Source organism: Pedobacter aquae (genome assembly GCF_008195825.1).
GTDB classification, from domain to species: Bacteria; Bacteroidota; Bacteroidia; order Sphingobacteriales; family Sphingobacteriaceae; genus Pseudopedobacter; species Pseudopedobacter aquae.
Genome location: NZ_CP043329.1, coordinates 325,363 through 345,690 on the forward strand (window position 1 = coordinate 325,363; position 20,328 = coordinate 345,690).

At 32.7% G+C, this 20,328-nt stretch carries 25 protein-coding genes and 1 pseudogene; 13 read left to right on the top strand and 13 right to left on the bottom strand.

The window, feature by feature from the left end:
- Positions 1-84 precede the first annotated feature (84 nt).
- A complete protein-coding gene (gene rpoC, locus FYC62_RS01495; RefSeq protein WP_039450266.1) occupies positions 85-4,377 on the top strand; it encodes a DNA-directed RNA polymerase subunit beta' in 4,293 nt (1,430 codons plus the stop codon).
- 98 nt (positions 4,378-4,475) lie between these two features.
- Positions 4,476-4,790, top strand: coding sequence for a DUF3467 domain-containing protein (locus FYC62_RS01500; RefSeq protein ID WP_039450269.1), 315 nt, complete (start codon positions 4,476-4,478; stop codon positions 4,788-4,790).
- On the opposite strand, the gene miaA is transcribed toward FYC62_RS01500, so the two are convergent.
- From miaA to FYC62_RS01530, 8 genes are all read right to left on the bottom strand, one after another.
- A complete protein-coding gene (gene miaA / locus FYC62_RS01505; protein WP_039450272.1) occupies positions 4,787-5,710 on the bottom strand; it encodes a tRNA (adenosine(37)-N6)-dimethylallyltransferase MiaA in 924 nt (307 codons plus the stop codon). The genes FYC62_RS01500 and miaA overlap by 4 nt on opposite strands.
- Before the next feature lie 55 nt (positions 5,711-5,765).
- Positions 5,766-6,386 (bottom strand): IS1096 element passenger TnpR family protein, encoded by a 621-nt coding sequence (locus FYC62_RS01510; RefSeq protein ID WP_039450275.1) that lies wholly within the window; start codon positions 6,384-6,386, stop codon positions 5,766-5,768.
- 71 nt (positions 6,387-6,457) lie between these two features.
- Positions 6,458-7,870 (bottom strand): CCA tRNA nucleotidyltransferase, encoded by a 1,413-nt coding sequence (locus tag FYC62_RS01515; protein ID WP_039450276.1) that lies wholly within the window; start codon positions 7,868-7,870, stop codon positions 6,458-6,460.
- A gap of 97 nt (positions 7,871-7,967) precedes the next feature.
- Positions 7,968-8,324, bottom strand: coding sequence for an L-threonylcarbamoyladenylate synthase (locus FYC62_RS18095; protein ID WP_394348899.1), 357 nt, complete (start codon positions 8,322-8,324; stop codon positions 7,968-7,970).
- Between the two features lie 46 nt (positions 8,325-8,370).
- The gene (locus FYC62_RS18100; protein WP_394348893.1) at positions 8,371-8,532 is read right to left on the bottom strand and encodes an L-threonylcarbamoyladenylate synthase; all 162 of its coding nucleotides are present in this window, start codon (positions 8,530-8,532) and stop codon (positions 8,371-8,373) included.
- Positions 8,513-9,310, bottom strand: a complete 798-nt coding sequence (locus FYC62_RS01525; RefSeq protein WP_240534779.1) for a glycosyltransferase family 4 protein — start codon at positions 9,308-9,310, stop codon at positions 8,513-8,515. The genes FYC62_RS18100 and FYC62_RS01525 overlap by 20 nt, the downstream gene beginning before the upstream one ends.
- Complete coding sequence (locus FYC62_RS17380) at positions 9,307-9,651, bottom strand: glycosyltransferase family protein (protein WP_240534780.1); 345 nt, start codon at positions 9,649-9,651, stop codon at positions 9,307-9,309. Before FYC62_RS17380 ends, FYC62_RS01525 begins: the two co-directional genes overlap by 4 nt.
- Before the next feature lie 109 nt (positions 9,652-9,760).
- Positions 9,761-10,579, bottom strand: coding sequence for a 2,3,4,5-tetrahydropyridine-2,6-dicarboxylate N-succinyltransferase (locus FYC62_RS01530; protein WP_039450282.1), 819 nt, complete (start codon positions 10,577-10,579; stop codon positions 9,761-9,763).
- Positions 10,580-10,653: 74 nt separating this feature from the next.
- Here FYC62_RS01530 and FYC62_RS01535 point away from each other — a divergent pair.
- The 10 genes and pseudogenes from FYC62_RS01535 to FYC62_RS01580 form a co-directional block, all read left to right on the top strand.
- A pseudogene (locus FYC62_RS01535) lies at positions 10,654-10,752 on the top strand (S4 domain-containing protein); the annotation flags it as partial.
- Between the two features lie 157 nt (positions 10,753-10,909).
- Positions 10,910-12,745 carry a DUF2779 domain-containing protein gene (locus tag FYC62_RS01540; RefSeq protein WP_149073665.1) on the top strand — a complete coding sequence of 612 codons (1,836 nt, stop codon included), beginning with the start codon at positions 10,910-10,912 and terminating at the stop codon, positions 12,743-12,745.
- Positions 12,732-13,022, top strand: a complete 291-nt coding sequence (locus FYC62_RS01545; RefSeq protein WP_168199347.1) for a hypothetical protein — start codon at positions 12,732-12,734, stop codon at positions 13,020-13,022. The genes FYC62_RS01540 and FYC62_RS01545 overlap by 14 nt, the downstream gene beginning before the upstream one ends.
- 29 nt (positions 13,023-13,051) lie before the next feature.
- Positions 13,052-13,687 (top strand): hypothetical protein, encoded by a 636-nt coding sequence (locus FYC62_RS01550; RefSeq protein ID WP_149073667.1) that lies wholly within the window; start codon positions 13,052-13,054, stop codon positions 13,685-13,687.
- A gap of 59 nt (positions 13,688-13,746) precedes the next feature.
- Positions 13,747-13,965: a hypothetical protein gene (locus tag FYC62_RS01555; protein WP_149073668.1), complete on the top strand. Its 219-nt coding sequence runs from the start codon at positions 13,747-13,749 to the stop codon at positions 13,963-13,965.
- 3 nt (positions 13,966-13,968) lie between these two features.
- Positions 13,969-14,271 carry a hypothetical protein gene (locus tag FYC62_RS01560; RefSeq protein ID WP_149073669.1) on the top strand — a complete coding sequence of 101 codons (303 nt, stop codon included), beginning with the start codon at positions 13,969-13,971 and terminating at the stop codon, positions 14,269-14,271.
- Positions 14,272-14,283: 12 nt separating this feature from the next.
- The gene (locus FYC62_RS01565; protein ID WP_149073670.1) at positions 14,284-14,613 is read left to right on the top strand and encodes a hypothetical protein; all 330 of its coding nucleotides are present in this window, start codon (positions 14,284-14,286) and stop codon (positions 14,611-14,613) included.
- Positions 14,613-14,885: a hypothetical protein gene (locus FYC62_RS01570; RefSeq protein ID WP_149073671.1), complete on the top strand. Its 273-nt coding sequence runs from the start codon at positions 14,613-14,615 to the stop codon at positions 14,883-14,885. The genes FYC62_RS01565 and FYC62_RS01570 overlap by 1 nt, the downstream gene beginning before the upstream one ends.
- A 13-nt stretch (positions 14,886-14,898) precedes the next feature.
- Complete coding sequence (locus FYC62_RS01575; protein WP_149073672.1) at positions 14,899-15,639, top strand: hypothetical protein; 741 nt, start codon at positions 14,899-14,901, stop codon at positions 15,637-15,639.
- 26 nt (positions 15,640-15,665) lie between these two features.
- Positions 15,666-16,088 (top strand): hypothetical protein, encoded by a 423-nt coding sequence (locus FYC62_RS01580; protein ID WP_149073673.1) that lies wholly within the window; start codon positions 15,666-15,668, stop codon positions 16,086-16,088.
- Between the two features lie 5 nt (positions 16,089-16,093).
- Here the strand turns inward: FYC62_RS01580 and FYC62_RS01585 are convergent, their stop codons facing one another.
- A complete protein-coding gene (locus FYC62_RS01585) occupies positions 16,094-17,101 on the bottom strand; it encodes a helix-turn-helix transcriptional regulator (RefSeq protein ID WP_149073674.1) in 1,008 nt (335 codons plus the stop codon).
- Between the two features lie 161 nt (positions 17,102-17,262).
- Here FYC62_RS01585 and FYC62_RS01590 point away from each other — a divergent pair, with 161 nt between their 5' ends.
- The gene (locus tag FYC62_RS01590; RefSeq protein ID WP_149073675.1) at positions 17,263-17,664 is read left to right on the top strand and encodes an RNA-binding S4 domain-containing protein; all 402 of its coding nucleotides are present in this window, start codon (positions 17,263-17,265) and stop codon (positions 17,662-17,664) included.
- A gap of 8 nt (positions 17,665-17,672) precedes the next feature.
- On the opposite strand, the gene FYC62_RS01595 is transcribed toward FYC62_RS01590, so the two are convergent.
- The 4 genes from FYC62_RS01595 to trxA all read right to left on the bottom strand — a co-directional run bounded on the left by FYC62_RS01595 (position 17,673) and on the right by trxA (position 20,217).
- A complete protein-coding gene (locus tag FYC62_RS01595) occupies positions 17,673-18,647 on the bottom strand; it encodes a Gfo/Idh/MocA family protein (RefSeq protein ID WP_149073676.1) in 975 nt (324 codons plus the stop codon).
- A 1-nt stretch (position 18,648) separates the two neighbouring features.
- Positions 18,649-19,119, bottom strand: a complete 471-nt coding sequence (locus FYC62_RS01600) for a nucleoside deaminase (protein ID WP_039450288.1) — start codon at positions 19,117-19,119, stop codon at positions 18,649-18,651.
- 67 nt (positions 19,120-19,186) lie between these two features.
- The gene (locus FYC62_RS01605; protein WP_039450291.1) at positions 19,187-19,786 is read right to left on the bottom strand and encodes an OmpH family outer membrane protein; all 600 of its coding nucleotides are present in this window, start codon (positions 19,784-19,786) and stop codon (positions 19,187-19,189) included.
- A 110-nt stretch (positions 19,787-19,896) separates the two neighbouring features.
- Positions 19,897-20,217 carry a thioredoxin gene (gene trxA / locus FYC62_RS01610; RefSeq protein WP_149073677.1) on the bottom strand — a complete coding sequence of 107 codons (321 nt, stop codon included), beginning with the start codon at positions 20,215-20,217 and terminating at the stop codon, positions 19,897-19,899.
- Positions 20,218-20,328: the final 111 nt, after the last annotated feature.

Below are 20,328 nucleotides of genomic sequence, written 5' to 3' on the forward strand. Positions count from 1 at the left end.
GTTCAAGGTTTAAAGTTGAAGGTTTAAAGTTTAAATACTTTACTTTCAACTTTGGACTTATGACTTTCAACTTAAAGAAAGAATATGTCTTACAAAAAGGATAATAAAATAAAAAGTAATTTTACCTCCATTACCATAAGCTTATCTTCTCCTGAAGCAATTTTGGAAAGATCAAGTGGTGAGGTATTAAAGCCTGAGACAATCAACTACAGAACCTATAAACCAGAACGTGATGGTTTATTTTGCGAGCGTATTTTTGGTCCGGTGAAAGATTACGAATGCCATTGCGGTAAATATAAGCGTATTCGTTACAAAGGAATCGTTTGTGACCGTTGCGGTGTTGAGGTTACAGAGAAAAAAGTACGTCGTGAGCGTATGGGACACATTAACCTTGTTGTTCCTGTTGCCCATATCTGGTATTTTAGATCTTTACCTAACAAAATTGGTTACTTATTAGGTTTGCCAACTAAAAAATTAGATTTAATCATTTACTACGAACGTTATGTAGTTATTCAATCTGGTTTAATGGCAGATCAAGGTATCAATTACATGGACTTCTTAACAGAAGAAGAATACCTTGATATCTTAGATAAATTACCTAAAGAAAATCAGTATTTGGATGATAAAGATCCAAATAAATTCATCGCTAAGATGGGTGCTGAGGCTTTAGAAGATTTATTAAGACGTCTTGATTTAGATACTTTATCTTACGATTTACGTCATCAAGCTGCTAACGAAACTTCTCAGCAACGTAAAAACGAAGCTTTAAAGCGTTTACAAGTAGTTGAAGCTTTCCGTGGATCTAAAGGTCGTATAGAGAATAATCCAGAGTGGATGATTGTTAAGATTGTTCCGGTTATTCCACCAGAATTACGTCCATTAGTGCCTTTAGAAGGTGGTCGTTTTGCAACTTCAGATTTAAATGATCTATACAGAAGGGTTATTATCCGTAATAACCGTTTAAAGAGATTAATGGAAATTAAAGCTCCAGAAGTAATCTTACGTAACGAAAAACGTATGTTACAAGAAGCTGTTGATTCATTATTTGACAACTCACGTAAAGTGAATGCTGTTAAAACTGAAGGTAACAGAGCTTTAAAATCATTATCAGATATATTAAAAGGTAAGCAAGGACGTTTCCGTCAAAACTTACTAGGTAAACGTGTGGATTATTCTGGTCGTTCTGTAATTGTGGTAGGTCCTACCTTAAAATTACATGAGTGTGGTTTACCTAAAGATATGGCAGCAGAGCTATTTAAACCATTTATCATCCGTAAGATGATAGAGAGGGGAGTAGTTAAAACTGTTAAATCTGCAAAGAAAATTGTAGATAGAAAAGACCCTCTAGTTTGGGATATTTTAGAGAATGTATTAAAAGGACATCCGGTTCTTTTAAACAGGGCTCCTACACTTCACCGTTTAGGTATCCAGGCATTCCAACCTAAATTAGTGGAAGGTAAAGCTATCCAATTACACCCATTAGTTTGTACTGCATTTAACGCGGATTTTGACGGTGACCAGATGGCTGTTCACGTACCACTAGGTAACGCTGCTGTTTTGGAAGCCCAAATCTTGATGTTAGCATCGCACAACATTCTTAACCCAGCTAACGGAACTCCGGTAACGGTACCTTCGCAAGATATGGTTCTTGGTTTATACTACATGACTAAAGGTCGTAAGTCTGAGCCAGGACATCAAGTAAGAGGTGAAGGTTCTATTTTCTATTCTTCAGAAGAGGTAACTATTGCCTACAATGAGAAGCAAATAGATTTACACGCTTTTATTAAAGTAAAAGCTAAGGTTAAAGGTAAAGATGGTGTAATAGAAGCTAAAACTATCGAAACCACAGTTGGTAGGGTATTATTTAATGAAGTAGTACCAGAAGAGGTAGGTTTCATTAATGAATTGCTAACTAAGAAATCTCTTAGAGATATCATTGGAGAAGTGGTAAAAGTTACTGGTATGGCTAGAGCTGCAAACTTCTTAGATGAAATTAAGACTATGGGATTCCAGTATGCTTTCAGAGGAGGTTTATCTTTCAACTTGAAAGACTTAAATATCCCTACAGAGAAACATACTTTATTAGAGCAAGCTCGTAAAGAAGTTGAAGAGGTAATGAATAACTATAACATGGGTTTCATTACGAACAACGAACGTTACAACCAAATCATCGATATCTGGACTCGTATCAATAACAAACTGACATCGCATGTAATGCACCAGTTAACTAACGATAACCAAGGATTTAACTCTGTTTACATGATGTTAGATTCTGGAGCTCGTGGTTCTAAGGAGCAAATTCGTCAGCTTTGTGGTATGAGGGGATTGATGGCAAAACCGCAAAAATCAGGTTCAGGTGGTGAGATTATTGAGAACCCAATTCTTTCTAACTTTAAAGAAGGTTTATCAGTTCTTGAGTACTTTATCTCAACCCACGGTGCTCGTAAAGGTCTTGCGGATACAGCGTTAAAAACTGCTGATGCTGGTTACTTAACTCGTCGTTTACATGACGTTGCACAGGATATGGTTATTAAAGCACACGATTGTGGTACTTTAAGAGGTATGTTCACTACAGCGTTAAAAGATAACGAGGATATTGTTGAACCACTATACGATAGAATTTTAGGTCGTACTTCATTACACGATGTTTACCATCCATTAACCAATGAATTGTTAGTTGGTGCTAATGAAGATATTACTGAAGAAATCGCTAAAACAATAGAAGAATCTCCATTAGAGGGAGTTGAAATTCGTTCTGTATTAACTTGTGAGTCTCCAAGAGGGGTTTGTGCATTATGTTACGGAAGAAACTTAGCTTCAGGTAAACGTGTTCAGATGGGTGAGGCAGTTGGAGTAATTGCAGCACAGTCTATTGGTGAGCCAGGTACACAGTTAACGCTTCGTACTTTCCACGTGGGTGGTACTGCATCTAACATTGCAGCAGAATCTCAAATCAATGCTAAGTTTGATGGTGTTATCGAGTTTGAAAACATCAGAACAGTTGATTACGATACAGAAGAAGGCAAAGTTGAGGTTGTATTAGGTCGTTCTGGAGAGTTTAAAATTGTTGATCCAAATAGCGGAAGAGTTATTGTTACAAATAATATCCCTTACGGTTCTTATTTATATGTTAAAGAAGGAGCTAAATTAACTAAAGGAGATAAGATTTGTTCATGGGATCCATACAATGCAGTTATTATATCTGAGTTCTCTGGTAAGGTTGAATTTGAATCGGTTATAGAAGGTGTTACCTTCCGTGAAGAATCAGATGAGCAAACTGGACACAGAGAGAAAGTGATCATTGATACTAGAGATAAAACTAAAAACCCTGTTGTTAAAATTGTTGACAAAAAAGGTGGTTCTATTAGAGAATATAACATTCCGGTAGGAGCGCATATTGTTGTAGACGAAGGAGACGAAGTTAAAATGGGTGAAATCTTAGTTAAGATTCCTCGTACAACTGGTAAAACAAGAGATATTACAGGTGGTTTACCTCGTGTAACCGAATTATTTGAAGCTAGAAACCCATCTAACCCAGCTGTTATTACAGAGATTGATGGTGTAGTAACTTTAGGAGGTGTTAAACGTGGTAACCGTGAGGTAACTATAGAATCTAGAGACGGACAAGTTAAAAAATACTTGGTGCCATTATCTAAACATATTTTAGTACAGGATAACGACTTTGTTAAAGCTGGTATGGCATTATCTGATGGAGCAACTTCTCCGGGTGACATCTTATCAATTAAAGGTCCTGCGGCTGTACAAGAGTATCTTGTTAATGGAATTCAAGAGGTTTACCGTTTACAAGGTGTGAAAATTAACGATAAGCACTTTGAGACTATTGTTCACCAAATGATGCAGAAAGTAATGATTGAGGATGCTGGTGATACGAAATTCTTAGAAAAAGAAGCGGTAGATAGATTTGATTTCTCTATAGAGAATGATAGTATCTATGATAAGATGGTAGTTGAAGATCCAGGAGATTCTAATGCTTTAAAACCAGGTCAGATTATTTCTGTACGTAAATTACGTGATGAGAACTCACAATTGAAACGTAAAGATTTGAAACTGGTTACTGCAAGAGAGGCTCGTCCGGCAACGGCAAGTCCAATGCTACAAGGTATTACTAGAGCATCTTTAGGTACTAAATCATTTATTTCAGCTGCATCGTTCCAGGAAACTACTAAAGTTCTTAACGAAGCTGCAATTGCTGGTAAACGTGATAATCTATTAGGATTGAAAGAAAACGTAATTGTTGGTCACTTAATCCCGTCTGGTACAGGTTTAAGAGATTACGAAAGAATTATTGTTGGATCTCAAGAAGAATACGATAAATTAATGGCCTCTAAAGAAGAGGAAGAAGAGGTTGAAGCATAGTAAATCTTTAAAATAATAAAGAGCCTGCTAGAAATAGCAGGCTTTTTTTGTTTTGTTGACAGCTTTGTTTATACTTGATATTTTAAGAGCAAAATATAATGGAAGAAGCACAAGATAACCAATTGAACATCGAATTATCAGAAGAAATAGCAGAAGGTGTATATTCTAACCTAGCTATTATTACCCATTCTAATAGTGAATTTGTACTAGATTTTATTAGGGTGATGCCTGGTATACCAAAGGCTAAAGTGAAAAGTAGAATTGTATTAACCCCAGACCATGCAAAGAGGCTTTTATTAGCTTTAGAAGATAATATCGCTAAGTTTGAAATGATAAATGGCCCGATAAAAGGCGGTGGAGAACCTAATAATGGAATGCCTTTTAATTTTGGCGGACCAACCGCACAAGCTTAAACATGAGAAGGAGAGGTGATTTCTTTTTCAATAAAGGAAATCACCTCTTTTTCTTCTTCTGGCTTAAACCAATGTATATTTTCTGTTTTCCTAAACCAAGTAAGCTGTCTTTTAGCAAATCTTCTGGTGTTTTGCTTAATAGCATCAATAGCTTTTGGCAGAGTTATTCTACCGTCTAAATAGTCGAATATTTCAGAATAGCCAACGGTATTAAGGCTATTTAAGTGCTTATCATCTTGTAAGGCTTTTACCTCCTCAACTAAGCCTTGGGCTATCATTAAATCTACCCTTTTATTGATTCTTGCATAAAGTTCTTCTCTTGGTGTATCTAAGCCAATGATGATACTCTTAAAAGGGCGTTCTTTTTTAAGACCGGTACGAAAAGAAGAAAATGGTTTACCTGTTGCGTGATAAACTTCTAGAGCTCTTATGATACGCTGTGGGTTATGAATGTCAACTTCGGCATAATAAGTTGGGTCTATTTCTTGCAACTCGCTCTGTAAAGCGCTTATACCTTTGTTAATGAGTTGATCATTAAGATGTGCTCTAACTTCTTCGTTTACCGGAGGAAGCTCATCAAAACCATTTAGTACTGCATTGATATATAGGCCAGAACCACCAACCATGACCAAAATATCATGATTTTTGAAAAGTTGATTTAGGAGCTCTAAAGCCTCTTTTTCGTAAGAACCTACACTTACTTGTTCTTTTATGCTATGCGAATTGATGAAATGATGTTTGGCAGCCTGAAGCTCTTCATGTGTAGGTTTTGCAGTTCCTATACTCATTTCTTTAAAAAACTGTCTACTATCTGCAGATACAATTTCAGTATTGAAATGCTGTGCAATTTTAATAGCGAGGGCAGTTTTTCCTATGGCTGTTGGGCCTGCAATTACAATAAGAACTTTGTCTTTATTCATGCTGTTTTAAACAAAAAATCCGGCTTAAACCGGATTTTAATATAGTGTTTTATACTTATTCTCTGTCATAATCATCCTGATCGAAGTTTTCATTATCAGAAAACTCATCAGAAAATTCATCACTTTCTTCTTCCTCGTCTTCCCCTTCTTCTGTATCAGAATTTAGGGCTTCTAATTCATCCTCATCGGCAATTAAAATAGTTTCATCTTCTAAGAAATCTGGATCTTCATCGCCCGTAATTTCATCAGGTGAACCAATGATATTGCTCAGGATTTTTGGTGCTTCACCTACAGCTTTAAATACCAAAGGATAAGTTTGGGTTGGGTTATTCTCTAAAATTTTAATGAGCTCTACATGAAAATCAAAAGGTTTATCAAAATTATAGATGTAATAAAATTTTTGATGTGGGTCATCTATATGGCTGCTTAATTTTGCATTCTCCATTAAACTTACGCCACGGCTTATTTTTCTTTCATTTGGAAGGTAAGCAATTTCTTCATTTTTTATCCAATGGTCATTACTTACATAAAAAGAAGAAGACTTCTCCGGATCATAACCTATAGATTTATGAATTGCATAATGCAAATCTTTAAAAGTTTGATTTGATTTAATATCAATCTCTCTGATTACATCATCGTAATCCTCAAAACTTATCCTGAATCTGTAAACTGCCATGCTGCAAAAATAATTTTTATGAGGGATTTTTCTTAATTTATTTCACCTTAGTTGATAAATAAAAAGAAAACCTAATCTAGTTCTTTTTCAATTTTAAGCCCAAGTTCTATGCCTGTTTTTTTCATGAAGTAGAGGGCTTCAGAACGGTTATTTGATATGTCTCCTTCTAAGATAGCTTCTCTAATCTTGTTTTTAATGATACCAACCTCTTTACCTGCTTCTAAGTTAAAGGTTTTCATAATATCTTCACCGGTAACAGGGGGCTGCCAATTTCTTATTTTATCTCTTTCTTCAACATCTTTAAGCTTTTGTTTCACCAGCTCAAAATTGTTTCTATATTTTTTAACCTTGTACTCGTTTTTGGTAGTCACATCTGCCTGGCATAAGAGCATTAAAGCCTCTGTATGTTCGCCTGCTTCAAATAGCAATCTTCTTACGGCAGAATCTGTTACTACCTCTTGCGCCAATACAATAGGACGAAGATGAAGCTGAACCAGTAGCTGCACAAACTTCATTTTATCGTTAAGTGGGAGCTTTAAATCGGCAAATATTTTAGGAACCATTCTAGCTCCTTTATCTTCATGGCCGTGGAAAGTCCACCCGTGATTTTTCTCAAAACGTTTGGTTGCTGGTTTGGCAATATCATGTAAAATAGCCGCCCATCTTAACCATAAATCATCAGATGTTTTGGCAACATTATCTAATACTTGTAAAGTATGGTAGAAATTATCTTTATGTCCCTTACCTTCAATCACATCCACACCATAAAGTGCTACCATTTGCGGAAAAATAAGCTTCAATAAGCCAGTATCAAACAAATAATTAAAACCTATGGATGGCTTAGGTGATAGTATAATTTTATTAAGTTCATCTGTAATACGCTCTTTTGATACTATTTTAATACGTTCTAAGTTGAGTTTAATAGCATCAATAGCGTCTTGATTAATTTTAAAATTAAGTTGAGTAGCAAAGCGTATAGCCCGCATCATCCTTAAAGGATCATCAGAGAAGGTCTCATTAGGATTTAAAGGCGTAATGATTTTTTTTTCTTCCAGATGTTTGATACCATCAAAAGGGTCTACCAATTCTCCATATTGATGTGGATGAAGATGAATAGCCATAGCGTTGATGGTGAAATCTCTTCTTTTTTGATCGTCTTCTAAAGTACCATCTTCAACGATGGGTTTTCTAGAATCTGCCCGGTAAGATTCTTTTCTGGCACCAACAAATTCTACTTCTAAATCTTTGTAGCGCAACATGGCGGTACCAAAATTCTTAAAAACTGATACTTTAGTTTTTAAGATTTTACCTACTTCTAAGGCGAAATTTGGTCCATTACCTATAACTAAAATATCAACATCTTTAGAAGGGCGGTTTAGAAAAATGTCTCTTACAAAACCACCTATAACATAAGTTTCTGCATTTAAGTCGCCAGAAATTTTAGAGATAATTTTAAATATAGGGTGTTTAAGGTGTTGCTTCATAATTGATTTGGACAATGCTATCAAAAACTGAATGCATACTCCTGAAATTTTAAAACGCTACCAAAGATAATTCTTTAAACTGAAGGCTGAAAGCGCTTTATTTCCTAATAAAGGCAAAAGCGCCATTTGCTTCTAATTTCATGATGGTGGATGGCTTTTTAACTTGATGATTATCTTGTTCTAATTGCACAATATAATCTACTCCATCTTTAATAATTTGAGGTATTTGAGAGAAATTATGAGAGGTAGGCTGGCCACTTAAGTTTGCTGATGTAGAAATTATGGGCTTTCTAAACCTTTGTATAAGTTCTTTACAAAAAGGATGTTTGGTTATTCTAATGCCAATGGTACCATCGCTATTGATGGCGTTTTCTGCTAAATTTTTAGCATCAGAATAAATGATGGTTAAAGGGTTTTCTGCAAATTCTATTAAATCATAAGCAACATCGGGTATTTCTTTTACATAGCTTGGTAGCTTAGCATCTGTATCTAATAAATAATTAAGCTTTTAAACTCTTCTCTTTTTTAAGCTCAAAAACTTTAGCTACGGCGTCTTTATGGGTAGCATCACAACCAATTCCCCAAACTGTATCTGTGGGATAAAGAATTAAACCGCCATTTTTTAAAACTTCTAAAGCCTTATTAATTTCTTCTCTTAGCATGCTCAATAGTTTTTTGATAAACGCTGTTTAAGTTTTTTGCAATACGCTCATCGTTGAAATTTTCTGCGTAAGCTAAGCCTTTTGTAATCATGCTAGCTTGTAAATCTTTATCTTCTAACACTCTTTCTATAGCCTTAGCAAGCGCAATAGCATCATCAGGATGAATGTATATGCTATTTGGTCCACCAGCTTCTTCTAAACAAGAACCTGTTGCGGCAATTACAGGAACCTTACTGTTTAAGGCCTCTACAATAGGTATCCCAAAACCTTCAAATCTGGAAGGGTAAATGAAAATTTTAGCTCCTTGGTAAATAAGTGGTAAATCTTGAAAAGGAACATTTTCTAAAAAAATAACCTGCTGCTTAAGATGATTTGCTTGAATAAAATCTGTAATTTCTTGTTTATAAGCAGTTGGTTTACCCACAATAACCAACTTATGGTCTTGAGATGAATGTTTTAAAGCCTTGCAAATAAGCAGTTGGTTCTTACGTGTTTCTATGGTACCAACGGATAAAAGATACTGTTGGGGTAGCTTATATTTCTGTTTAATATCTTGTATAGCACTCTCTTCGTGTATTGAAGAGAAAGTAGCATCACAACCTTGGTAAACTATGTCTATTTTATTGGGGTTGGTATTAAAATATTGAATAATATCTCGTTTTGTTTGCTCGCTAATGGCAATGATACGGTCTGCGTTTTTACAAGCTGCTTTAAATTTGTAGTGATAAATTTGTCTATCTACCCATTTGAAATAATGCGGAAAACGTAGGAAAATCAAATCGTGGATGGTAACAATACTGGCAATATTAGATTTTTAATATTAGCTGGGAGTTCATTACTTAAACCGTGAAAAAGCTCAATACCATCTGTAATTAAAGATTTTGTGAGTTGAAAACTACGCCAATAAGATTTTAAAATTTTTACAGGAGCGGTTTTAACCGAGATATTAGAAAAAGGCTCTGCCAGGGTTTTCCTAATTTTATTATTGTCTTGTGGTGTGTAAAGTAAATATTGGTTTTGAGGGTAATACTTAGCCATAATACTAATTACAGCTCTGCTGTAATTACCTAAGCCGGTAAAGTTTTTAAATGCTCTTTTGGCTTCAAAACCTATTTTCATATTTGTTAAGCTTAAAGTAAAAAGTTTAAAGTAAAAAGGTTTTGATTGGTGTTCATCTAAATTCTACTCTTAACTTTAAACTTTCTACTTTGAACTTTCTATTCTAAAACTAAATTGCTACGCTATGTTCTCTTAATGCATCGTTTAATGATGTTTTTTTATCGGTAGATTCTTTTCTTTTACCAATAATTAAAGCACATGGCACTTGGTACTCGCCAGCAGGGAATTTCTTGGTATAGCTACCTGGTATAACAACAGAACGCTCTGGAACATACATTTTATGTTCTACAGGCTCATCGCCAGAAACATCAATAATTTTAGTTGAAGCTGTTAATACAACATTAGCACCCAAAACGGCTTCTTTACCTACTCTTACGCCTTCTACAACAATAGCTCTAGAACCTATAAAGCAGTTGTCCTCAATAATTACAGGAGAAGCTTGAACTGGTTCTAACACACCGCCCAAACCAACACCACCACTTAAGTGTACATTTTTACCTACTTGTGCGCAAGAACCTACTGTTGCCCAAGTATCAACCATTGTACCTTCATCAACAAAAGCACCAATATTAACATAAGAAGGCATCATGATAACGCCTTTTGCTAAATGCGCACCATAACGAGCAATACCATGAGGTACTACACGCACACCTCTTTCTTTATAGTCGGTTTTTAATTTCATTTTATCATGAAAAACAAAAGGACCAACTTCAATTTCTTCCATTTCTCTGATAGGGAAATAAAGAATTACTGCTTTCTTTATCCAGTCGTTAACAGCCCAACCATCTAAAATAGGTTCTGCAACTCTTAGTTCTCCTAAATCTAAATGATGAATAACTTTTTCTATTGCATTACGGTACTCTTTGAAATTTAATAAATTTCTATCTTCCCATGCATCTTCAACGGCTTTTTTTAGTTCGGCAATCATATTAAAATTTTTGTTTGCAAATTAAAGGTTTTTTTAGCTAATAATCTGAATTTTGACTTATTTTGAGAAGATTTATGGTAGAAAAAGTAAGGATAGATAAATACCTGTGGGCAATAAGGTTGTTTAAAACAAGAACCTTGGCTACAGAAGCTTGTAAGGCTGGAAGGGTGAAGAAATAGTTAAATTCAATAGTTAGTTGTTATTGAGATTTCCTAAATCAGCTTGTATTTTTTATTTAAAATCTTCCAATTTCTGATTCTTAATTTAATCAAACATCTAACGCAAATAGACTGCGTTAACCACATTTACCTTTACTTCATATTTAAGAATATGTCAGAACTTTTATCTAAATCAGACTATAAAATAGGGGCTTCTTGTGCCAAGAAACTCATCTACAAGAAATCAAAATACCCAAGTACGTTAGCTAATAATGAATATATGCTAATGTTAGCAGAAGGAGGGTACTTGATTGGTAAGTATGCAATATTGCATTTTCCTGAAGGTATAGAAGTAGAGGATGATATTGAATTAGGAGAAATACAAACTACAAACTATTTAAGGGAACAGGAAAATGTCACGCTTTTTGAAGCTACAGTAGTTAACAATCAAAAAATTATCCGGATTGATATTTTACAAAAGGAAGGTGGAGTACTGAATTTAATAGAAGTAAAATCAAAGTCTTTTGATAGTGAATCTGGAAATATAAAAAAAGAGTTGAGTTCCGAACTAGAAGATATTGCTTACCAAAAATTAGTTTTACAAGATGCTTATCCTAATTTTAAAATTAATTGCTTCCTATTCATCCCGGATAAAAGTAAGTCATTAAAAATAGATAACTTAATTTCTTGGTTTAGTGTTGATGAAACTAAAATATCAGAAAATCAAAATTTCAAAAAGCCTGATATAGCTTTTCTTTACAGTCTACATTCTCCTGAGCATCAGTTTTTAATTGAAAAATCTTTTTTAAGCCTTATTAATGTAAACGACGAGATTGACGATATTTTACCAACAGTAAAACATAAGTCTAACAAATTATTAAATGTTTTAAATTATGGAATTAATCCAGATGACTTTGAGTTAACGATTAAGTGTTTTTCTTGCGAATATCAAGCTGAAAATAAAAGTGGCTTTAAAGAATGTTGGGGTAAGTTAGCTGATATTAAACCGTCTATTTCTTCTTTATATCATTTAGGAACTTTAGGAGGGAAGAAAAACCCAATTGCTGATATAATGATAAAAAATGGGGAGATAAGCTTTTTTGACTTGAAACCCGAGTATTTCTATAAAGCCAATAAGGTTGATATAGGTAGCAGAGGAGTAAGACAACTAATACAATATGAAAACACTTTAAAAAATACAGAGTGGTTTTCTAATAGGATGAAGGACGAATTAAAAAGTTGGATATATCCTTTACATTTTATTGATTTTGAAACTTATACTGGTGCAATGCCTCATCATAAGGGGATGAGACCTTACGAAACCGTAGCATTTCAATGGAGCTGTCACACAATACTAAAGCCTAATACAAAACCAATTCATTCTGAATGGATTAATACAGAAAAGACTTTCCCAAACTTCAGATTTGCCGAAAGTTTAATGAAACAGATAGGTCATGATGGGACTCCGTTAATGTGGGCCACCCATGAAAATACGGTATTAAGGGCTATTTTATTTCAAATGGAAGGTTTTAATTATGAAAATGAAGAATTAAGAAATTGGCTTCTTGGAATTACTAAAGATAAACAAGGTGGTAAAGAAGGTAGGTTAGTAGATATGAATGCCTTTACTTTTAATCATTATTTTCATCCACAGATGGAGGGAAAAACATCTATTAAAAAAGTATTGCCTGCCATTTGGAATAATAATGAGTATCTCCATCAGATAGAATGGTTAAAAGAATATGTTGGTTTTGATTTGGCAGGTGTAATAAAATCTCCTTATGATAAACTAAGTGGTTTGATGGCTGATTTAGAAGAAATAGAAGCTGTAAAAGATGGAACAGCAGCGATGAAAGCGTATTACGATATGCAGTATGGTTCTACTAGTAAGGATAATATCAAAAAAGAAACACTTAAAAAACTACTTCTACAATACTGTAAACTAGATACTATGGCTATGGTAATTATTTGGAAATATTGGATGGACAAAGTAAATGACAAAGGCTAAGCGATTAAAAAAGATGAAAGTCATCCAAAAAGAAGTGAAAAAATTTGAAGATAGGCTTTTTCATCATTCGGTGGATTTAATGCTTGATGAAACGCCAACATTAAAAAAGTTTTTGGATAGAAATAAGGATTTGTCTTTTTCTCTTATTGAAGATGATTTTAATACTTGTCATCAGGTGTTTACAAAAGCGATTTACCAACTTTTTATGTTCACAGAAGAAATAAATCAACTTCTTATAGAACTAATAGAAAAAGAAGATGATGATTTACCTTTTTAAGAATGAGATAATAATTTTAAATTATAATTATGGAAGCAAAAAAACTTGTAGATATTGTTTTTGATGGAATTAAAAGTGCTAATACAAAAAACGAGTTAGAAAAACTATTTAGTATCGATAAACTTGAGTCTAATAGGATGAAAAAGGAAAAGTATCCACCTATTAAATTTGAGATTAACTATTCTGAAATAAAGAAATTCTTAGATAATGAAAATAACTTATTAAAAGACTCATCTTTAATTACCGATCCTCTTGCAAAAATACTTTATGCCTTAGTCTGGAAAAATGGTGATTTACAAAAGATAAAACATATTGTAGAAGGTATTAGAGATATTGATTCATACGATGAAGATATGAAGAATGATGGATTGGTGTTTTATCAATTTGGGAAATATCTAACCAAGAAAAATAATGAGCCTATTATTGATCAGCATGTCATTAGAGCATTTGCAGTTAGAAATGCCGAAACATACAAAGTAGATATTGATACACTTAGAAGAATGTCACTTCTTAATTCAGAAACTCATAGAGGTTATATCAATGATTATAAAACTTGGTTGATTTCTGATGAACTCCAATCGTCTTTAAAAAAAGAAACAGATTATATTTATTATATCGACCAAATACTATTTGCGCTAGGTAAAACTATCAAGCTAAAAAAATAAATAAGAACCACACCTTATTTAATCAAACAAATTACTAATTAAAAAACTGTTAATGAAGTATGCAAGGAAAATTATTTAGTGTGCGCTTAAATAATTATGACCTCTTTTTTGTAATAGCAAATAGCCATTCAGATGCTATTAAAAAGGTAGAAAGGAGAGTAAATGTTGATCAAATTTTCAAAAATATCATTCATAAAGATGGCTCTTTAGAATTACCTGATGATAAAGACTTAGAGATTTTGGAAGTAACTAAGCTTAGCGATGAGTTAATCTTTTAAATCATGCAATTCAAATATTATAAAGACCAAATCATAGAAGTAGCTTCTTTACTAGAATGTTTTAATGAAGAGTTGATGGAAAAGCTAATTAATATTGCTTTAGATGGCGAAATGAAAGAGCTAGACGATGTTTACAAGTCGGGTAAATTCAATTTTCAAGTTGAAGAGTTTTATCAGTTTGATGATCCTGTACTTAATCAACTTTGCGAATTAAGTGAGCACATAGAAAAGGTTAAAACTTTTTGGAAGATAGCTATCCAAATCAAGAAAATTTTTATGATATATCAGATGATGTTTAATATTTAAATATAATCAATAATGGAAATAACAACTCAACACACCTATTGGACAGGTTATTGTCCAGAATGCGGTTTAAACGGAGAACAAGTTAAAATGCGTTTAAATCATTATGATTTCTATGAATGTGAGAAATCTAAATTGCAAATAGCAGTTTTTTCTGGTGCACAAGCTATTATCATGAAAACCAGAGGATTGGGGAAGTTCAGAAATACAATTAGTTATGGGCATGAAATAGCTAATGAAGAGGTGTTGAGCCCCCAAACAGTAGATAGACCACCTTTTAATCATGAAGGAGAAGTTTTTAACGAGCTTGAAGATTTAATTAATTATCTAAATATTTTAAAGTAATGAGCGCTTATAAATTTCAAGTACTCGAGACCATTGAGGCTTTAGACGAAATAGAAGGTATTCTTTATACTAGAATGCTAAATTTAGCAACAGAAGGAGAGCTAAAAGAAATAAGTGATAGTTTTGAGATTGGCGATGTTGTGCCATTTAAGTATGAAGATTTAAAGAATATTCAAGACCCAAATGTTAACCTCCTGATGAATATTTTTAATGATGTGGTAAATGCAAAAGAAAAGTTTAAGAATTTGTTTCCTGATATAAAGGCTATTTAAAATATTTTAGAAAATGAAATTGATAACAAATGTTCAAGAATTAGAAAAAATTCTTAAAGAATTAAAAGCCAATCCAATATTTTATGCTTTTGGTGAGAATAAGGAAAATTTTCATAGTAGTTTTTGGAAATGGATGTTTAATGAAAATGCTAAAGAAACGATTCTAATTCTTACAGGGATAAATGAGAATGAGGATTTGAATTTGAATAATTCTTTTTTAGAAAGAGAACAAAATGCTTCAAATAGCGATAAGGAACATAAATATAAGGCTAGGTATGATGTTTTAATAACTATAAATGGTATACGAAAATATATTATCGAAACAAAAGTTAAATCATTTCCTACTTTGGAGCAACTAAGAAGAATAGAATATGCAACAAAAGATAAACATAAAATTAAGTTCTTTTGTATCCATTTATATCCATCTAATACTTTAGAAAATTTAAAAAGTACTCTTAATAATTGGTTTTTTTACGACTTTGAAAGTCTATCCAAAAGAATTAACATTGAAAAGTTCAGTCAAATTAAAAGAGTATATATAGAGGATTACAAAAAAATGCTTATTGGTTTAAGTGATTTATTTAGATTATTTTCTTTTAATCAGACACGTCCTAATTACGATTTTGTCTGGAAAAACGCTAAAAATCAAGAAGATAATTTTGATTTGCAAGCAAAGCTAGAGGAATATAAATTATGGGAATTATTTCTTCACTATAGATCAAAACATTTTTTTATAGCCTTCAAAAAGCAATAAACGAAAGTGAAGAGATTAGTGATAAAATGAAGAAGTTGTTGGTTTATGAGTCAAGTATCAATAATAAAAAAAGTACTATTTCTATAGGTTATATTTTGCAGGGTGATAGTGATTTAGTTAATTACAGTCTCAATGAAATAGATCGTAGAATAAATAAATCAAATCAATCAGATACAAAGATTGTTGGAATTCAAATTGAAGATGAACAATTTAGGCAATTTGTTTTGTCAAAGAAAGATAGTGAAAAGCTTTTTCAGAATATGGAAAAACAAGGTTTCTTTGAGAATTGCCATGACTTACAAAAAGATAAACTTTTTTGTAAATATGGAGATACTTTTAAATATAGGTATACTAAGCTTCAGATTAGTGATTTTGACGGTATCCTATACCAAGTAGTACAGTATTTTAATAAAGTAGAAAGACTTGAGTCAAATCTTTTACAGATATAATAATCTTAGAAATTCTCCAAAGCGTCGATCAACCTTTTTTTAATAGCTTTTTTAAGGCTTTCAGGGTGTTGAATCACAAGAAAATTGGCATAACCACATATAAGGGTTTCTAATTCTACATTATGTACTACTTGTAATTTGATGTGTAAACCTCTTTCATCCTCCTTAATAATTACTTGAGAATGGTGTAAAGGTTGTGTTTTGATATAATTAGAGAAAATGGGTTTTACAATAATTTTTACTTCTTGTATGGTATCTGTAGGATTAGAAACACCAATAACATTGCTGAAAAAGCTTTGCGCATTTATATTATTGGCTTGATATATTTCAGTTTTTAAAATTTCTATTTCCTTTATACGATCTAGGGCATAAGTTTTTAAAAAATCAAAATTTGGATTAAAACCTAAAACATACCAACGATTCTTAAACTCTTTCAATAAATAAGGGTGTAAAGTATTCTTTTTAATAACTTCACTATCAAATTTTTGATAAGTTATTTTTAGTACTTGTTGGTTCTGAATAGCATCTAGAATATTGTTTATATAATTGGTTCCTGTAGGTAGGTAAGTGTCCTCAAAATGTATAAACTTATTTAAGTTTTTATATAATTGTATAGTAACTCTATGTTCTAAACTCTCAAAGGCATTTTTTAAATTATCAAAAAAATGAAAGCCTTTATATTGCTTTAAAGTTTCAATGGCTAGGGCTATATTTCTGATATCATTTTGAGTCAGTGATGCATTTTTGATAGAATAATTTCTGTCAGAGTAGCTATATAGACCCTTTTTACATACTATTGGGGCATTGTATCCTAAAATATTACTACGTAAAACTTTTATATCATTCTCTATGGTTCTTTTGCTAACTGTATTTTTATCTGATCTATATCTTACTTCATCTAAAGCATCAAAGCATGCTTTTGCTAAGTCTTCCCATGTCCACTCTCGATAAAAATTTTGCAAACATTTATCTATCGTATGATATCTAATTAAAGCATCCAGATTAACAGGCATAGATTTTCAATATTGTTAGAGTATTTTATAGGCAATATAAGTGATTATAGCTAAATTATCTATTTATGAATGAAACTATAACTTTATCGATATCATAAGAATATTAAATTAAAGGTTTTTTTAGCTAATAATCTGATTTTTGAGTTATTTTGAAAACATTTATGGTAGAAAAAGTAAGGATAGATAAATACCTGTGGGCAATAAGGTTGTTTAAAACAAGAACCTTAGCTACAGAAGCTTGTAAGGCTGGAAGGGTGAAGAAAGATGGTACCAATATTAAGGCAAGCTATGAAGTTAAGGTGGGTGATGTTTTACAGGTTTCAAAGAATATTGAGAAGAAGCTAATAAAAGTTACAGCTTTATTGGCTAACCGTGTAGATGCTAAAAAGGCAGTCTTACATTATATGGATATTACCCCTGTAGAAGACACAATTAAATTTAAATCTATGTTTAGGATGCCAGTTCTGGAGCGAGATAGAGGAACAGGCAGACCAACCAAAAAAGATAGAAGAGAAATAGACGATTTACAGGATAACTTCTTCATGGATGAAGATGATGATTAAAAAAAATTTCAAGATTTTCTAACAAAACGTTCTATAATTTCTAATCCTAATAAGGCTTCTTCTAGCGAACATGGATTTTCTTCCTCACCTCTAAAATAAGCAATGGTTTTAGTAATCATTGGTCGTTGTATATTAATGGGGTGTTCAAATTCTTCATGAATAGTTTCTCCATTTTTGGTGATGCTTAGTTTATTACCGAAAATATGGAAAGTTATTTTCCCTCTTGTACCGATAATTTCGCAAAACTCCTTTTCTTGTTCTGGCAATACATCAAAACACCACAATCCATTAAAAATAACGTTGTTCTCAAATTTAATTTGGCCACATACGATATCATCAGCATCACTTTTTAAAGATTGATTAGTAGATACACCATTAAAATAAGTAGGTTTTCCAAAGAAATAAAGCATTAAATCTATAGCATGTGGTGCTAAATCATGAAATAAACCACCACCAGAGATACTTGGGTTTAAGCGCCAGTTTTCTTCGCTTGCCGCAATCATATCAGAACCACTTCTTTGTAAAGTTTGCAGGTTAACAAATTTTACATCGCCAATAGCCTGCTCATCTAGAAGTTTTTTTATAGCCTTAAAATAAGGTACTTCTCTTCTGTAGTGCGCTACAACTACTTTTTGTTTGTACTGCTTTTGCGCCTCAATAATAGCTGTACAAGCTTCCGTATTGATGGTTACAGGTTTCTCAATATAAACTGGTTTGCCGGCTTTTAAGGCTTCAATGGCATAATCATGATGTTGAAGAGGCGGCGTAGCAACATAAATGGCATTTATATCATCATCCAAAATTAAGGCAGAAGCATCTTGATACCACTTTTGTATTTGATGTCTTTTGGCATAATCAGCAGCTTTTTCTGCATTTCTTCTCATGACCGCTACAACTGTAGAGTGTTCTTGTTTAAAAGCAGGACCACTTTTAACCTCTGTAACATTACCACAACCAATAATTCCCCAATTGATACTTTCCATCTTAATAATCTGTTTTATTGGCTGATAGTTGCCACATTTCAAAAGCTTTTAAGGCTTCGTCTCTTAATAATTGTTGAGAAGGTAATTTCCTGTCCTCAGGTTTTAAATCTATTTCCTGATAAATAAAATCATCATCAAAATTAATGGCCGCAGCGTCTCTTTTGGTATTAGCATAGTACAATTTGTCTATCCTAGCCCAATAAATTGCTCCTAAACACATAGGGCAGGGTTCGCAACTGGCATAAATGGTGCATCCTTCTAAAGAAAAGGTATTTAAAGCATGGCAAGCTAACCTTATAGCGGCAACTTCTGCATGCGCAGTTGGGTCGTTTGTAGTGGTTACTGTATTTGCGCTTTTGGCTATAATTTGCCCGTCTTTAACGATAACTGCACCAAACGGACCACCCAAATTATTTTTAACATTATCTTCAGAGAGGGCAATGGCCATTCTCATAAAATCTTCATGCTCCATAGCTGTAAATTAAAAAAGCTCAACATCAAATGCCGAGCTTTTGTTTATATCTTAATAATGAGAAATATTACTTCTTATCTTTATTGTATGCTTCGTTTAAGCCTTTGATTACTTCTTTAGTAACGTCTAAGCTTTCATCAGCAAATAAAATAGCGCTATTACCTTTAGAGTAAGTTAAAACCATTTTATAGCCTTTTTCTTTAGCATAGATTTTTAAATAATCAGCAACTTTATCATAAAGTTTCTCGTTTTCTGCCATTTCTTCGCTTTGTAAAGCAGAACCTGCATTTTGCTGATAAGATTGTAATTCTTGTTGTTTACGGGCTAAACGTTGCTCGGTATTAGCTCTTTCATCTGCGCTCATACCTTGTGCGCCTTGTTGGTAAGCAGCAACTTCACGTTGGAAAGCAGCGCCTTTAGTTTTTAAATCAGCTTCAGCTTTTTTTGATTTATCCTCAAATTTAGATTTAATTTCTTTGAAATACTCATAGTTATTTAACAATGAATCTGAGTTTACATATACAACTGTAGCGCCTTTTTCTTTAGCGGCAGATGCCGATGATGTGTTTGTAGCTTTTGTTTCTGTACTATTATTACAGCTTACCACAGCAACAGCTAATAATAAGCCTAAACCTGCTTTAGTAATGTTAGAAAAATATGGTGTCATTTTAATTTATTTTTACACAAAGATATACTTTCAATAAAAGTATCCTAATAAAATAAAAAAAGACCTTTCATAATCATCGAAAGATCTTTTTTTAATATATTATGGATATATTAAGCCATTTGCTTGCTTAATTTTTCTGCTAAAACAGATTTTGGCACTGCACCAATTTGTTTGTCTACAATTTCTCCGTTCTTGAAAAATAATAAAGCAGGAATATTTCTGATACCAAATTTCATTGAAATTTCTGGATTGTGGTCTACATTAACTTTACCAACAATAGCTTTGCCATCATATTCTTTTGCTAACTCTTCTACAACTGGTCCAACCATACGGCATGGTCCGCACCACTCTGCCCAAAAGTCTACCAAAACTGGTTTATCTGATTTTAATACTAATTCTTCAAAGTTAGCATCTGTGATTTCTAAGGCCATAATATCAATTATTTAATAATAAATTTCTTTTTTAAGACTTCAAATATACATACCCAAACATTCTGCCACAAATAGATTCTAGTAATCTTACCATAGGATGAAGCTATACTT

Coding starts and splice junctions, on each gene's coding strand:
- rpoC (WP_039450266.1), top strand. CDS start 85: ATGTCTTACAAAAAGGATAATAAAATAAAAAGTAATTTTACCTCCATT.
- FYC62_RS01500 (WP_039450269.1), top strand. CDS start 4,476: ATGGAAGAAGCACAAGATAACCAATTGAACATCGAATTATCAGAAGAA.
- miaA (WP_039450272.1), bottom strand. CDS start 5,710: ATGAATAAAGACAAAGTTCTTATTGTAATTGCAGGCCCAACAGCCATA.
- FYC62_RS01510 (WP_039450275.1), bottom strand. CDS start 6,386: ATGGCAGTTTACAGATTCAGGATAAGTTTTGAGGATTACGATGATGTA.
- FYC62_RS01515 (WP_039450276.1), bottom strand. CDS start 7,870: ATGAAGCAACACCTTAAACACCCTATATTTAAAATTATCTCTAAAATT.
- FYC62_RS18100 (WP_394348893.1), bottom strand. CDS start 8,532: ATGCTAAGAGAAGAAATTAATAAGGCTTTAGAAGTTTTAAAAAATGGC.
- FYC62_RS17380 (WP_240534780.1), bottom strand. CDS start 9,651: ATGAAAATAGGTTTTGAAGCCAAAAGAGCATTTAAAAACTTTACCGGC.
- FYC62_RS01530 (WP_039450282.1), bottom strand. CDS start 10,579: ATGATTGCCGAACTAAAAAAAGCCGTTGAAGATGCATGGGAAGATAGA.
- FYC62_RS01540 (WP_149073665.1), top strand. CDS start 10,910: ATGTCAGAACTTTTATCTAAATCAGACTATAAAATAGGGGCTTCTTGT.
- FYC62_RS01545 (WP_168199347.1), top strand. CDS start 12,732: ATGACAAAGGCTAAGCGATTAAAAAAGATGAAAGTCATCCAAAAAGAA.
- FYC62_RS01550 (WP_149073667.1), top strand. CDS start 13,052: ATGGAAGCAAAAAAACTTGTAGATATTGTTTTTGATGGAATTAAAAGT.
- FYC62_RS01555 (WP_149073668.1), top strand. CDS start 13,747: ATGCAAGGAAAATTATTTAGTGTGCGCTTAAATAATTATGACCTCTTT.
- FYC62_RS01560 (WP_149073669.1), top strand. CDS start 13,969: ATGCAATTCAAATATTATAAAGACCAAATCATAGAAGTAGCTTCTTTA.
- FYC62_RS01565 (WP_149073670.1), top strand. CDS start 14,284: ATGGAAATAACAACTCAACACACCTATTGGACAGGTTATTGTCCAGAA.
- FYC62_RS01570 (WP_149073671.1), top strand. CDS start 14,613: ATGAGCGCTTATAAATTTCAAGTACTCGAGACCATTGAGGCTTTAGAC.
- FYC62_RS01575 (WP_149073672.1), top strand. CDS start 14,899: ATGAAATTGATAACAAATGTTCAAGAATTAGAAAAAATTCTTAAAGAA.
- FYC62_RS01580 (WP_149073673.1), top strand. CDS start 15,666: ATGAAGAAGTTGTTGGTTTATGAGTCAAGTATCAATAATAAAAAAAGT.
- FYC62_RS01585 (WP_149073674.1), bottom strand. CDS start 17,101: ATGCCTGTTAATCTGGATGCTTTAATTAGATATCATACGATAGATAAA.
- FYC62_RS01590 (WP_149073675.1), top strand. CDS start 17,263: ATGGTAGAAAAAGTAAGGATAGATAAATACCTGTGGGCAATAAGGTTG.
- FYC62_RS01595 (WP_149073676.1), bottom strand. CDS start 18,647: ATGGAAAGTATCAATTGGGGAATTATTGGTTGTGGTAATGTTACAGAG.
- FYC62_RS01600 (WP_039450288.1), bottom strand. CDS start 19,119: ATGGAGCATGAAGATTTTATGAGAATGGCCATTGCCCTCTCTGAAGAT.
- FYC62_RS01605 (WP_039450291.1), bottom strand. CDS start 19,786: ATGACACCATATTTTTCTAACATTACTAAAGCAGGTTTAGGCTTATTA.
- trxA (WP_149073677.1), bottom strand. CDS start 20,217: ATGGCCTTAGAAATCACAGATGCTAACTTTGAAGAATTAGTATTAAAA.